A 12,682-nucleotide genomic window follows, 5' to 3' on the forward strand; every position below is an offset into this window, starting at 1 on the left:
CGACCAATCCGCTGCGACGCCTGAGCATTGACGGGCAGGCTTGCACCATGTCCGCCGCCGGTGCCCCACCTCCGCCTCCTGCCCGCGGTTCCCAGCCGCTGCGCGTGCTGGTGGTCGAGGACGACCGCGACATCGCGCATCTGCTGCACACCCTGTTTGCCGCCCGCGGCTACCGCACCGAGGTCGTCCACGACGGTGGCGACGCGCTCGAGGCGTTCGCGGTGCTCTCGCCCGACCTGGTCACCCTCGACGTCGGGGTGCCGACCGTCGACGGCGAGGAGCTGTGCCGGCGCTTCCGCGCGGTCAGCGACGCGTATTTGCTCATGCTGTCGGCCCGGACCGACGAGCAGCTCATCCAGCGCTGCCTCGACCACGGCGCCGACGCCTACCTGCGCAAGCCCTTCAGCACCCGGGACCTGCACACCCGGATCGAGGAGATGATGGTGCGACCGCGCACCTCCTAGGCTGGTCGCATGGGACGTTCCCGCCCCGTTGTAGGCCTGTTCAGCACCCTCGCCCTCGCCCTCGCCCTTGGTGGATGCACGACGGGCGACCAGCCCGACGCCGCTTCCAGCCATGCGCCGCCGGCCACCTCCCCGAGCAGTGCGCCGAGCACTGCCGTGGCGGACCCGCCGGCACCCGCCGTCCTCCGCAAGGCGCTCGACGCACCCCCCGCCCCACCCCGTACGCCGCAGGGCGCGGCCACCGCGCTGGCCGTGGCCGAACGCACCATCGACGATCCGCGGACGCCGCCCGAGCTGCTCGCCGCCGCCGGCCGCGTCCAGCAGGTCGTCTACCGCGCGGTGGCCCAGCGGCCGCGTTGGGACGCCGCCGTCCTGCGGGCGCTCCCCCGCGTCCACCGCTCGTCGGCGCGCAAGAACCTCGCCTCGCGCCGCGAGTTCCTCTCGATGCAGCGCGGCTACCGGCCCAACAAGCGGCTCCCGGCCTGGCAGGTCGCCGAGCCGCTGTCGGCGCGGGAGCTGCGGCGGCTCTACCGCCGGGCGGAGCGGCGCTTCGGTGTGGAGTGGGAGTACCTCGCCGCGATCAACCTGGTCGAGACCGGCATGGGACGCATCCGCGGCACCTCCGTCGCCGGCGCGCGGGGCCCGATGCAGTTCATCCCGGAGACCTGGCGCCACTACGGTCGCGGCGACATCGACGAGCCACGGGACGCGATCGCCGCGGCCGCGCGCTACCTGCGCGCCCGCGGGTTCACGCGGCCTGGCGGCAGGTCGCGGGCGTTGTACTCCTACAACAACGACGTCCGTTATGTGCGCGCGGTGACGCACCTCGCGCAGGTGATGCAGGAGCGGCCGCGGACCTACTTCGGGTTCCACGCCTGGGAGATCTTCTACTCCACCGCCGCCGGCGACGTGCACCTGCCGGTGGGCTACGCCGAGCGCGAGCCGGTGCCCGTCCGGCGCTGGCTCGCCCGCCGCGGCTCCTGACCCGCCGCGTGCGTCGTCACCAGCGGTTGTGGACGTCCTCGGCGAACCCGTAGACCTCGCGCACCTCGACCCATGCGCCGTCGGCGTCGCGGACCCGGCCGGCCCAGGTGCCGAACACCTGGTGGGTCTTGGAGAAGAACACCGTGAGGTCGGTGACGGCCCGGCGCAGGTGCTCGGGGGTGAAGGTCAGCTCGACGCCTTCGCCCCGCACCTCCCACGCAGCCAGCCAGTCGCCGGGCGTGTAGCGCCAGTCGAGCTCGTGGTGGATCTTCGTCAGCCGCCCGTCGACATACAACGCGTTCTCCGTCGAGCCCGTGCCGGCCGTCCACCGGGCGCCGAGCTGCACCCCGATCACCCGGCCGTCGACCCGCCCGCCGCCGGCGCCCCAGTTCCAGGCGATGTCGTAGGGCCAACGGCCCCGGCCGTGGTCGTGGACCGCCCAGGAGTCGGCCTCGCTGACCGCGACCTCCTCACCGTCCACGATGAGGCGCCCGTACGCCGTACGCCCGACGTCCTTGACGGTGTATTGCACCAGCCGGTCGCTCCATGGCACGACGACACCCATCGCCTCGTGGTCGGCAGGGCGGGGCACCACGACGTCGAGGCTCACCCGAGCACCCTCCGCACGCAGTCGGGTGCCGTCGGGGGTCTCCTCGACCTCCGTACGCACCGCCCGGGTCCGGCCGCGGGCCGGACCGCCGCCGAGCGACCCGGGCAGCCGAGCCGAGCCGCCCAGGACCCCGATCGCGTCGTGGGCGATCTGCGCCCCGGTGCGGCGGTCGAGGCAGAAGATGCCGTGCACCGCGGCGTAGTCGATGCTCGAGACGACGAGCGCGACGACGTGGGTGGGCGTGATGACCGCCCAGTACTCCCAACGCTTGTTGCGCCCCCACGCCACCGGCGGGCGCCAGCCGCGACGCCGCGCTACTCCACTGGTGTCGTGCAGCGGCGTGCGCGTCCAGCCCACGGCCGCACGGTTGAGCCGTCCGCGCTCGTCGAGCAGCGCCACCGGCGCGGTGATCTCGGGGATCACCCGGCGTCCTCGGCCGCGGGCAGGTCGTGGATCGGCTCGGCGGGCAGCTTCTTGACCCGACGCGTGCGCCGGCGCCGGCTGGGGATCATCGAGCGCATCTCCTCCAGCTTGCCGAAGCACAGCAGCCGGTCGCCGGCCTCCAGCACGTGGTGGGCGTTGGGGTTGGGGATCACGGTGACGCCGCGGTGCAGGGTGAGTGCGGTGATGTCGCGCTCGCGCAGACCCGAGTCGCCCAGGGACTTGCCGACCAGGTCCGAACCTTCGAGCACCGCGATCTCCGCGACGCCGTACCCCGTCGAGACCGTCAGCCGCTGGCGCACGTCGATCTCGGGGAAGGCGACCTGGTTGTCGATGTAGTCGATGATCGCGCCGGCGACGTCGAGGCCGGTGGCGGTCTCGATGCCCTCGAGCCCGGGCGAGGAGTTGACCTCCATCACCAGCGGCCCGTCGTTGCCCTCGAGCATGTCGACACCGGCCACCCGCAGGCCCATGATCTGCGCGGCGCGCACGGCCGCGCGCTCGAACGCCGGCTCGAGCTTGACCGCCTCGACGCTGCCTCCGCGGTGCACGTTGGAGCGGAACTCGTCGCCCTGGGCCACCCGGCGCATCGCGGCGACCACCCGGTCACCCACGACGAGCGCGCGGATGTCGCGGCCCTTGGACTCGGCGACGAAGCGCTGGATCAGCACGTTCTGCCGCGTGCTGTGCAGGGTCTCGATGATCGCCTCGGCGACCTTCAGCTCCGGCGCGAGGATGACGCCGATCCCCTGGGTGCCCTCGAGCAGCTTGATGACGACCGGGGCGCCGCCCACCCGCTCGATCGCGGGGATCACGTCGGCGCGGTCGCGCACGAAGGTCGTCGCCGGCATGCCGATGTTGTGCCGCGACAGGATCTGGGTGGCGCGCAGCTTGTCGCGGGAGTTGGTGATCCCCCACGACGTGTTGGGCGTGTAGACGTCCATCTGCTCGAACTGCCGCACGACCGCGGTGCCGAAGTACGTGATCGAGTTGCCGATCCGCGGCAGGATCGCGTCGTAGTGCGACAGCTGCTTGCCGCGGAACTGCAGGTCCGGCTCCTCACCCGACAGGTCGATGCCGAACCGCAGGGTGTTGAGCACCTTGACCCGATGGCCCCGATCCAGGGCAGCGGTGCGCAGCCGCTGCGTACTGTACGAACGCGGGGCACGCGACAAGATCGCCAGCTTCATGATTCTCCAGAGGAGCAAGGCCAACAGGAGCAGGGACGTGCAAGCAGAACCTTCCTACACCCTCGCCGGCTGGCGCGAATGGGTCAGCCTTCCCGAGCTCGGCGTCGACTGGATCAAGGCCAAGCTCGACACCGGCGCGCGCACGTCGTCGATGCACGCCTTCGACCTCGAGGAGATCGAGCGCGAGGGCGCACGGTGGGTGAGGTTCTGGGTGCATCCATGGCAGGCCATCGACGACGACGCCGTGGAGGTGAGCTGTCCGGTGCTCGACGTCCGCGAGGTCCGCTCGTCGTCGGGGCACACCGAGGAGCGTTACGTCGTGCCGATCCGGCTCGCCCTCGTCGGCCACGAGGTGCTCGCCGAGGTGACGTTGAGCCGCCGCGACGAGATGGGCTTCCGGATGCTGGTCGGGCGCGAGGCGCTGCGCCAGGGGTACGTCGTCGACCCCGCGCGCTCCTACCTCGGACCGCGACCGCCGCTGGCCCTGCGCCGGCGCAACCGGGGGCGCTGAGCGTGGCCCGCGAGTCGTTCGAGATCGGTCCCGTCCGGGTCCGCGCAGGGCGCACCCAGTCGCTGTCGCTGCCGATCACCCGGCTGGTCACCGGCGCCGAGGTCGACCTGCCCGTGCGGGTCGTGCACGGACGCGAGGACGGCCCGACCGTGTGGATCAACGCCGCCATCCACGGCGACGAGGCGGTCGGGGTGGAGGTCGTGCGGCAGGTGCTGGCGGATCTCGATGCCCGCGTGCTGCGCGGGACCCTCATCGCCGTACCCGTGGTCAACGTGCTGGGCTTCATGACCGGCGACCGCTATCTGCCCGACCGCCGCGACCTCAACCGCTCGTTCCCAGGCTCGGCGCGGGGCTCGCTCGCCGGACGCATCGCCCACCTGCTCATGACCGAGGTGGTCAGCAAGTGCGAGGTCGGCATCGACCTGCACACCGGCTCCGACCGGCGCACCAACCTCCCCCAGGTCCGCGCCGACCTCGAGGACCCGCGGACCCGCGAGCTGGCCGCCGCCTTCGGCGCCCCCGTGATGCTGCACGCGCGGCTGCGCGACGGGTCGCTGCGCTCGGCCGCGCGCGAGCAGGGCGCGACGGTGCTGCTCTACGAGGGCGGCGAGGCCTGGCGGATGGACCCGTGGGCGATCGAGGCCGGAGTCCGGGGCGTACGCCGCGTGCTGGCGGCGCTCGGCATGACCGAGCCGCTCGCCGACGAGCCGCCGCCACGCAGCGCGGTGTCCTGGCGCAGCGGCTGGGTGCGGGCCCGCGGCACCGGCGTGCTCCACCTCGAGGCCGGGCTCGGTGAGCGGGTCGAGAAGGGTCAACGGCTCGGCGGGCTCTTCGACTCCTTCGGCAAGCGGGTGCGCCTCGTCCACGCCGACCGCGACGGGATCGTGGTCGGCCGCACCGAGGCGCCGCTGGTCAACTCCGGCGACGCCGTGATCCACATCGCGGAGGTCGAGGACGGGGCCGAGGACAGCGTGGGATAGAAGGGTCCGGTGACCACCGCGACCCCCGAAGGCTGCTACGTCCTCCTCGGCACCGAGCAGGAGCCCGGCACGACGTACGACGTCCTCTCCCCCACCCGGCACGTCGGCAGCCCCTGGGGGCCGGGCGTCCAACACGGCGGACCGCCCGCCGGTCTGCTGGCGCGGGCGATGGACCGACTCGCCCCGCGCTCGGACACGCGGCTGACGAAGATCGGCGTCGACCTGCTCGGCGCCGTGCCGACCGCGGACGTGCGTGTCGGCGCGCGGGTGCTGCGCCCCGGTCGGCGGATCGAGCTGCTCGGCGCGACGCTGGAGGCGCGGCAGGACGACGGCTCCTGGCGACCGGTCGCCGAGGCACGCGCCTGGCGGCAGGCGACCCAGCCGACGGCGGACGTCGCGCATCGCGTCGCGCCCACGGAGGCGTTCCCCGACGTCACGGACACGGCGTCGGCCGAGCACGCCCTGCCGGAGGTGTGGGACATCACCGGGTTCGTCAGCGCAATCAGCTGGCGCGTGACGCGTCCGTTCGGCGGTGGGCCCGAGGGCGGTACGTCGATGGCGTGGGTGCGCCTCGAGCAGCCGCTGGTCGCCGGCGAGGAGACCAGCCCGCTCGAGCAGGTCGTGATGATCGCCGACGTCACCAACGGCGTCGGGGCACGGCTGGACCCCGTGCGGTTCAGCTTCCTCAACACCGAGCTGACCGTGCACCTGCACGACGTACCCCGCGGCCCGTGGTTCGGCGTCAGCGCCGAGTCCACCATCGGGGCCGACGGGGTCGGCATGGGCTCCTCGGTGCTCCACGAGCCCGACGGTCCGATCGGTCAGGTCGCCCAGAGCCTGCTGGTCGAGCGCCGCTGAGCCGCGTCCTCCGTCAAGCGGCGGCGCGCAGGCGGCGCAGGCCGTCGACCTGCATGACCAGCCAGGGACTGACCGCCCACGGCGTGCGCTCGATGAGGCCGATGAGGTCGTCGAGCTCGACCCACGCCATGGCCGCGACCTCGTCGGGGTGGGGCCGCGGGGTCTCGGTGGTGCGGGCGCTGAACACCGGACACACCTCGTTCTCCACCACCCCGGAGTCGTCGACGGCGCGGTAGCGGAAGTCCGGGAGGAGCGGCGTGAGGTCGTCGACGCGGGCGATGCCCAGCTCGTGACGCGCGTGCCGGCGTACGGCGTCCTCCGTCGACTCCCCCGGCCGCGGGTGACCGCAGAACGAACCCGTCCAGACACCCGGCCAGGTGCGCTTGGTCAGCGCTCGCCGCGTGACCAGCACCCGGCCGGCGGGGTCGAGCAGATGGCACGAGAAGGCCAGGTGCAGCGGCGTGCTGGTGGTGTGGACCTCGGACCGCGCCCGCGTCTCGCCCGTCGGCGTCCCGTCCTCGCCGAGCAGCACGACCTCGTCCGGATAGCCGGTGTGCGCGTCCGCGCCGGTGGTGATGGTCACGCGCTCGACCGTACCCAGCACCCGTTCAGGAGTCGCGCTCGAAGAACGAGAAGGTGCCGTCCTGCTCGAGCACGGCCCACTCGACGTCGTCGAGGTCGCGGATGCCCTCCTGCCGGGCGGCCTCGTGCAGGTCGGTGATGGTGACGCGCTCCAGGTTGAGTGCCTCCTCGAGCACGACGCCGTTCTTGATGAGCAGGGTCGGGACGCCCTCGAGGGCCTTCTCGGCTCGCGGGAAGCGCCACGCCAGCCACGACAGGCCGACGGTGAGGAGGGCGAAGGTCGCCACGGCGATCACGGCGCCGGTCACGGACGTGTCCTCGCTGATCACGCCCTCGGCGATCAGGTCGCCGATGACGACGAGGAGCACGAGGTCGAAGGCCGACATCTGGCTGAGCTCGCGCTTGCCGACGACGCGGACCACGAACCACAGCAGGACGAAGACGACCGCGGCCTGCAGCACGATGATCACGGCAGCACCCACATCGTGAGCTCGACGGGCGCTGCGGTGTCCTCGTCGCCCGCACTGACGTGGATCCTCGTCCGCACCCGCCCCACCGGGGCCTGGGTCGGGATCCGCCCGGTCAGGAGCAGCGTCGGCCGGTCGGTGTCGCCCAGGTCGAAGACCATCCGCACCCGTCCGTCGAGGGCGGACTGCTCGAGGGGCTCGGGTACGGCGAGCTCGATGCCGATCCGCTCGAACAGGTCCTGGTCGACGACGACCCTCACCTCCTCGGCGACGCCCGGCACCTCGACCTCGAGGAGCACGTCGATCTCCATGCCGGGGCGCACGATGGTCGGGTGGGTCACGGATACTCCCAGGCCCGTGTCGAGGCGTGCGCTGGTGGTGCGCTCCCGTGGCCCGAGGAACCCCGTCAGCGCGAGCACGACGACGGCGACGAGCAGCGCCAGGCCGAGCCGGCGCAGGTTGCGCGCCCGGCGGGTCTGCACGAGCGTCCCGATGTCGTCATCGGGGAGCTTGCCTCCCGCCTGCCCCGTGCTCACGTGCCGACCCTAGACCTCCGGGTGGGCGTCGCCCGGCATTGCCGCGGGCAGCATGGGGCCATGGCGCAGTGGGTGCTCCACGTCGACCTCGACCAGTTCCTGGCCGCGGTCGAGGTGTTGCGCCGTCCCGAGCTCGCCGGGTTGCCGGTCGTGGTGGGCGGCCGGGGTGACCCGACTGAGCGGGGCGTCGTGTCGACGGCGTCGTACGAGGCGCGCGAGTTCGGCGTCCGGTCCGGGATGCCGCTGCGGGTCGCCGCGCGGCGTTGCCCGGACGCGGTCTTCCTCCCCGTCGACAAGCCGACGTACGACGCCGCGTCGGCGGACGTCATGGCGGTCCTGCGCGCACACACGGGCGCGGTGCTCGAGGTGCTGGGCTGGGACGAGGCGTTCGTCGGGATCGAGACCGACGACCCGGTCGCCGAGGCGCACGCGATCCGCGCCGCCGTGCTCGAGGCAACCGGCCTGCACTGCTCGATCGGCGTGGGCGACACCACCGTCCGCGCGAAGAACGCCACCGACCGCGGCAAACCGCGCGGGGTCTTCGTGCTGACCGCCGAGAACTGGCTGTCCGTGCTGGGCACGGAGCCTCCGCGCGCGCTGTGGGGCATCGGACCGCGGACGGCTGAGAAGCTGGAGGGCATCGGCATCACCACGGTGGCACAGCTCGCGGCCACAGCTCCGGCGGACCTCGTGGCGGTGTTCGGACCGCGCACGGGGCAGCATGTGCACGACCTCGGCACCGGCGGGGGTCGGCGTACGGTCGATCCGACGCCGTGGGTGCCACGCGCCCACGGTCGCGAAACCACCTATCAGCAGGACCTCACCAGCCCCGAGGCCGTGGAGTCCGCGCTGACGGAGCTGGCCGAGCGCGTGGTCGCCGACATCCGCGCCGAGGGCCGCCCGTGTGCGCGGGTGCACCTCAAGGTGCGGTTCGCGCCGTTCTTCACCTCCACCCGCGTGCGCAAGCTGCCGGAGCCGACGTACGCCGTCGCCGCGATCGCGGCGACGGCGTACGACCTCTTCTGCCGGCTCGAGGACGACCGGCCTGTCCGGCTCCTCGGAGTCAGGGCGGAGATGGTGCCGCCGGAGGGCGGCTACGCGCGCTGACTGCCGCGCGTCAGTCGGCAGCGACGCGGAACCCGACGTTGCTCGTGGTGTCGCCCGGTGCACTGTGGTCGCGGGCAGCGACGCGGTAGCGGTTGCAGTAGGAGTCGTGGCACAGGTACGACCCTCCGCGCCGCACCCGCTGCTCCGGGTCGGTCCCGGCGTGGGGGACCGACCACGCGTCAGCGGTCCACTCCCAGACGTTGCCGACCGCCTGATACAGCCCGTAGCCATTGGGGGCAAAGCTCTTGACGGGCTTCGGACCGACGGTGCCGTCGAGGTGCTGGTGCGGGAACTCGCCGTGCCAGATGTGGCAGCGCGCCGCTCGGCTTTGGTGTGGGTGCTCGTCGCCCCAGGGAAACACCGCGCCATGCAACCCGCCACGCGCGGCGTACTCCCACTCGTCCTCGGTCGGCAACCGCACGCCTGCCCACTCCGCGTAGGCCTCGGCGTCGTGGGCCGAGATGTGTACGACAGGGTGCTGGGGCAGCTGGAACGCGTCGCTGCCCGGACCCTCGGGCTGGCGCCAGCTCGCGCCGTCCGTGGCCAGCCACCACGGCGCTGCCTCCACCGCTCCCCGCACCGCAGCGGGCTCGCGCACCTGCAGGTGGAAGACGAAGGACCATCCCTCCCGCTCGGCGAGGGTGGTGTAGCCCGTCGCCTTCACGAAGGTGGCGAACTGCTGGTTGGTGACGGTGGTCGCCCCGATCCGGAACGCACCGAGCTCGACCTCCCGGGTCGGCCCCTCCCCCTCGCCGGGGTTGGCGAGCGGTCCCTCGTAGCCGAGCAGCGCACGGCCGCCCGGCACGGCGACCAGGCCACGCGCTCTCGACTGTCGGCGCCCGCCGCTCGGACGCGCCGGCGGGTCCGCGCCGGGCCGGCCGGGGCTGCAACAGGCGCTCATGGCAACGGGACGTAGGTGCCGGAGACGACCCGTACGGCGTACCTGCCGACGTTGTCGAGGTCGGTGGCCGTCACCAACAACGTCGGGAGCGCCGGCAGGGCGGCCGTCCCCGCCCGCGCCAGTGACCAGATCGCTTCGAGTCGCACCGGGCCAGGATTGCCGGGACGGCACAACTTCTCCAGCACGGGAACCGCCGCGTCCGTCCGTCCTGCGCGTGCCAGCGCGTCCGCCGCTTGCGCGCGCACCCACGGCGAGGGGTCGGACGTGGCCGCCCGCCGCAGCAGCGGCACCGCTCCCGCAGCGCGCTCTCCCAGCACCGAGCAGCCCATCGCGCCCCAGTAGCGGACGATCGGGCTCTGATGACGAGCCCTGCCCTCGGAGGCCAGGTCCGCGACCTCGACGACGCGGCGGATCGGGAAGGCGCCTCGACGCCGGCTCGCGGCGTACCCCTCTGCCGCCATGCCCTCGGGGATGAAGCCGTTGTCGTGGGTGGCGAGGACGTGCCTGCGCAGCACCCGCCGCATCCTGCGCAGCGTGGCGCGGTGCTCGGGGCGCCCGGCCAGGTTGACGACCTCGTCGGGGTGCTGCAACCACATGAATTGGTGGTGCTGGGCGTAGGTCAGGTGAGGGCGATAATTCCGGATGTAGCGGTAGCGGCGGCCCCGCACCGTGCGGACCATGTCGAGCTGTTCATCCATGCGACCGCGACCGCTGAAGGCGTACGCGCGTCTGCTGACCGTAGTGCCCGCGAACGGCTTGCCCTGGAAGTGCGCGGGCCGGCGGACCCCCGCGAGGGACAGGATGGCGGCCGGGGCGTCCACGCTGCTCGTCGGCGCGCGGTAGACCGAACCCGGGGCCACCGGCGCCAGGTGCCGCCACCGCGGCGGGAACCACATCACCAGCGGTGCGCGCAGACCGCTGTCGTAGCAGTACCGCTTGCTGCGCGGCAGCACCCCGCCGTGGTCGGCGCTGTAGATCACGATGGTGTTCGCCAGCAGGTTGTCGTCCTCCAGCCGGCGCAGCAGGCCGGCGAGCTCTCCGTCCATGGCCGCGACCCGGTCGAAGTAGTGCGCGCGCCCGAGGCGGAGCACGGGGTCGTCGGGGTGGTACACCGGCAGTCGCACCTTCGCCGGGTTCGTCCGGCCGGGGTAGGGAAAGGCGGCTTGTGTCTCGTGCGTGGTCTGCGAGCCGCGCAGGACGAAGAACGGCTTGCCGGCCGGGCGATTGCGCCAGTCACCGGAGGCGTCGTGGTATCCCGTCCGGGTCGAGGTGGTGTTGCGATCCGGGTTCGCTCCGGGAAGTCCCTGCTCACTGCACCAGTAGCCGGCCCGCCGCAGGTACGTCGCGAACCCGCGCACGAACGGCGGCGTGCGCGCGTCTGCACGCATGTGATGACCCGGCCCGAGCGACTCGGCGTGCATCCCGGTCAGGGTCGCCAACTTCGTCGGCGCACACACGGGTGACGTCGCGAAGTGCAGGTCGAACCGGACGCCCTCACGGGCCAACTTGTCGATCGTCGGCGTGCGCGCCAGCGGGTTGCCGTAGCACCCGACGAAGTCAACGCCGTTGTCCTCGCTGCGGAACCACACGATGTTGGGGCGACGCGGCACCGGCGCAGCGGCCGCAGGCGTCAGGCTCTCGAGGACGAGCCCGCCCGCGGTCGCGGCGCCCGCCAGCATCAACGACCGCCGGTCGATCTCGCCCACCGGCTCCATGACGGCATCCAACACCACCGTCCCGGAGCCGGCAGGCGAAAACGAACGCCGGCCAGCGAGCACTCAGGGCTGGAAGACCACCTTGATCACGCCGTCCGCCTTCTCCTGGAACTCGGCGTAGGCCTCCGGCGCCTGCTCGAGCGGCAGGTGGTGGGTGGCGAAGTCGTCCACACCCAACGGGTCGCCGTCGGTCACCAGGGGCATGAGGTCCTCGGTCCAGGACCGGACGTTGGCCTGGCCCATGCGGAGCGCGATCTGCTTGTCGAACATCTGCATCAGCGGCATCGGGTCCATCGCACCGCCATAGACGCCGAGGATCGAGACCGTTCCCCCACGGCGTACGGCGTCGATTCCGGTGTAGAGCGCAGCCATCCGGTCGATGCCGGCCTTCTTCATCATCGGCTCGGCGATGGCGTCGGGAAGCAGCCCGATGAACTTGTGCATGCCCTCGGCGATCGGCGAGCCGTGCGCCTCCAGCCCGACGGCCTCGATGACCGCGTCGGCGCCGCGGCCGTCGGTGAGGTCACGGACCTTCTCGCCGACGGTGGCGGACTTGTCGGAGAAGTCGATGGTCTCGGCTCCGCGGGCGGCCACCCGGGAGAGCCGGTCGGGGAGGCGGTCGACGACGATCGCGCGGTGGCCCTCATGCATCGCCATCCGCGCCGCCATGTCACCGATCGGTCCGGCCCCGAGGATCAAGATCGTGCTGCCGGGGTCGGCGTTGGCGTACTGCAGCCCCTGCCAGGCGGTCGGCATCACGTCGGAGAGGTAGAGGAAGCGATCGTCGGGCGGACCTGCCGGCACCTTCATCGGGAGCCGGTCGCCGAACGGGACGCGAAGGCACTCCGCTTGGCCGCCCGGCATCTGCCCGTAGAGCTTGCTGTAGCCGAAGAGGGTCGCGCCCGTGCCCTGGTCACGGTTCTGCGTGGTCTCGCACTGACTGTGCATCCCTCGGTTGCAGGTCCAGCAGTCACCGCAGCTGACATTGAACGGCACCACGACCCGGTCACCGGGCTTCAAGGTGCGTACCTCGGGCCCTACCTCCTCGACGATGCCCATCGGCTCGTGCCCGACGATGTCACCGGGGGTCATGAAGGCGCCGAGCACCTCGTAGAGGTGGAGGTCGGAGCCGCACAGGCCGGTCGAGGTCACCTTGATGATGACGTCGTCGGGAGCCTCGATCCGCGGATCGGGCACCTCCTCGACCCGCATGTCGCGCTTGCCCTGCCAGGTCACTGCCTTCATCGCGCCACTCACCTCATGTACGTCGTCGTCGGGCGGTCCGTAGGCGTCCGTACCCGGTCGCGCAGGGTCCAACCCCCCGCGCGGGCGCACC

Annotated in this window: 14 protein-coding genes; 6 read left to right on the forward strand and 8 right to left on the reverse strand. The window is 72.4% G+C overall.

The window, feature by feature from the left end; genetic code table 11:
* Positions 1 to 47: 47 nt before the first annotated feature.
* Positions 48 to 464 (forward strand): response regulator transcription factor, encoded by a 417-nt coding sequence (locus J2S59_RS04545; protein WP_181642204.1) that lies wholly within the window; start codon positions 48 to 50, stop codon positions 462 to 464.
* Between the two features lie 9 nt (positions 465 to 473).
* The gene (locus J2S59_RS04550) at positions 474 to 1,448 is read left to right on the forward strand and encodes a lytic transglycosylase domain-containing protein (RefSeq protein WP_306824852.1); all 975 of its coding nucleotides are present in this window, start codon (positions 474 to 476) and stop codon (positions 1,446 to 1,448) included.
* 16 nt (positions 1,449 to 1,464) lie between these two features.
* Here the strand turns inward: J2S59_RS04550 and J2S59_RS04555 are convergent, their stop codons facing one another.
* Both J2S59_RS04555 and J2S59_RS04560 read right to left on the reverse strand, forming a co-directional pair.
* A complete protein-coding gene (locus J2S59_RS04555) occupies positions 1,465 to 2,481 on the reverse strand; it encodes a DUF2804 domain-containing protein (RefSeq protein ID WP_306824853.1) in 1,017 nt (338 codons plus the stop codon).
* Positions 2,478 to 3,689, reverse strand: coding sequence for a RimK family alpha-L-glutamate ligase (locus J2S59_RS04560; RefSeq protein WP_068119995.1), 1,212 nt, complete (start codon positions 3,687 to 3,689; stop codon positions 2,478 to 2,480). The genes J2S59_RS04555 and J2S59_RS04560 overlap by 4 nt, the downstream gene beginning before the upstream one ends.
* A gap of 37 nt (positions 3,690 to 3,726) precedes the next feature.
* On the opposite strand from J2S59_RS04560, the gene J2S59_RS04565 reads away from it, so the two are divergent.
* The 3 genes from J2S59_RS04565 to J2S59_RS04575 are packed head-to-tail and all read left to right on the forward strand — an operon-like array spanning position 3,727 to position 6,038.
* Complete coding sequence (locus tag J2S59_RS04565) at positions 3,727 to 4,200, forward strand: ATP-dependent zinc protease family protein (protein ID WP_246360253.1); 474 nt, start codon at positions 3,727 to 3,729, stop codon at positions 4,198 to 4,200.
* A gap of 2 nt (positions 4,201 to 4,202) precedes the next feature.
* Complete coding sequence (locus J2S59_RS04570; protein WP_068119991.1) at positions 4,203 to 5,180, forward strand: succinylglutamate desuccinylase/aspartoacylase family protein; 978 nt, start codon at positions 4,203 to 4,205, stop codon at positions 5,178 to 5,180.
* 9 nt (positions 5,181 to 5,189) lie between these two features.
* Positions 5,190 to 6,038, forward strand: coding sequence for a thioesterase family protein (locus tag J2S59_RS04575; protein ID WP_068119989.1), 849 nt, complete (start codon positions 5,190 to 5,192; stop codon positions 6,036 to 6,038).
* 13 nt (positions 6,039 to 6,051) lie between these two features.
* Here J2S59_RS04575 and idi read toward each other — a convergent pair whose 3' ends face one another.
* The 3 genes from idi to J2S59_RS04590 are packed head-to-tail and all read right to left on the reverse strand — an operon-like array spanning position 6,052 to position 7,623.
* Positions 6,052 to 6,621, reverse strand: coding sequence for an isopentenyl-diphosphate Delta-isomerase (gene idi, locus J2S59_RS04580; protein WP_246360252.1), 570 nt, complete (start codon positions 6,619 to 6,621; stop codon positions 6,052 to 6,054).
* 25 nt (positions 6,622 to 6,646) lie between these two features.
* Positions 6,647 to 7,090 (reverse strand): DUF421 domain-containing protein, encoded by a 444-nt coding sequence (locus J2S59_RS04585; protein ID WP_068119997.1) that lies wholly within the window; start codon positions 7,088 to 7,090, stop codon positions 6,647 to 6,649.
* Positions 7,087 to 7,623, reverse strand: coding sequence for a hypothetical protein (locus tag J2S59_RS04590; protein WP_068119987.1), 537 nt, complete (start codon positions 7,621 to 7,623; stop codon positions 7,087 to 7,089). The genes J2S59_RS04585 and J2S59_RS04590 overlap by 4 nt, the downstream gene beginning before the upstream one ends.
* Before the next feature lie 60 nt (positions 7,624 to 7,683).
* On the opposite strand from J2S59_RS04590, the gene J2S59_RS04595 reads away from it, so the two are divergent.
* Positions 7,684 to 8,730, forward strand: a complete 1,047-nt coding sequence (locus J2S59_RS04595; RefSeq protein WP_306824854.1) for a DNA polymerase IV — start codon at positions 7,684 to 7,686, stop codon at positions 8,728 to 8,730.
* A gap of 10 nt (positions 8,731 to 8,740) precedes the next feature.
* Here J2S59_RS04595 and J2S59_RS04600 read toward each other — a convergent pair whose 3' ends face one another.
* The 3 genes from J2S59_RS04600 to J2S59_RS04610 all read right to left on the reverse strand — a co-directional run bounded on the left by J2S59_RS04600 (position 8,741) and on the right by J2S59_RS04610 (position 12,591).
* The gene (locus J2S59_RS04600; RefSeq protein WP_068122196.1) at positions 8,741 to 9,631 is read right to left on the reverse strand and encodes a formylglycine-generating enzyme family protein; all 891 of its coding nucleotides are present in this window, start codon (positions 9,629 to 9,631) and stop codon (positions 8,741 to 8,743) included.
* Positions 9,628 to 11,346 carry a sulfatase-like hydrolase/transferase gene (locus J2S59_RS04605; RefSeq protein WP_306824855.1) on the reverse strand — a complete coding sequence of 573 codons (1,719 nt, stop codon included), beginning with the start codon at positions 11,344 to 11,346 and terminating at the stop codon, positions 9,628 to 9,630. Before J2S59_RS04605 ends, J2S59_RS04600 begins: the two co-directional genes overlap by 4 nt.
* A gap of 63 nt (positions 11,347 to 11,409) precedes the next feature.
* Positions 11,410 to 12,591: an alcohol dehydrogenase catalytic domain-containing protein gene (locus J2S59_RS04610; protein ID WP_068122929.1), complete on the reverse strand. Its 1,182-nt coding sequence runs from the start codon at positions 12,589 to 12,591 to the stop codon at positions 11,410 to 11,412.
* Between the last annotated feature and the right edge of the window lie 91 nt (positions 12,592 to 12,682).

Origin of the sequence: Nocardioides massiliensis (genome assembly GCF_030811215.1) — a bacterium.
Classification (GTDB): Bacteria; Actinomycetota; Actinomycetes; order Propionibacteriales; family Nocardioidaceae; genus Nocardioides_A; species Nocardioides_A massiliensis.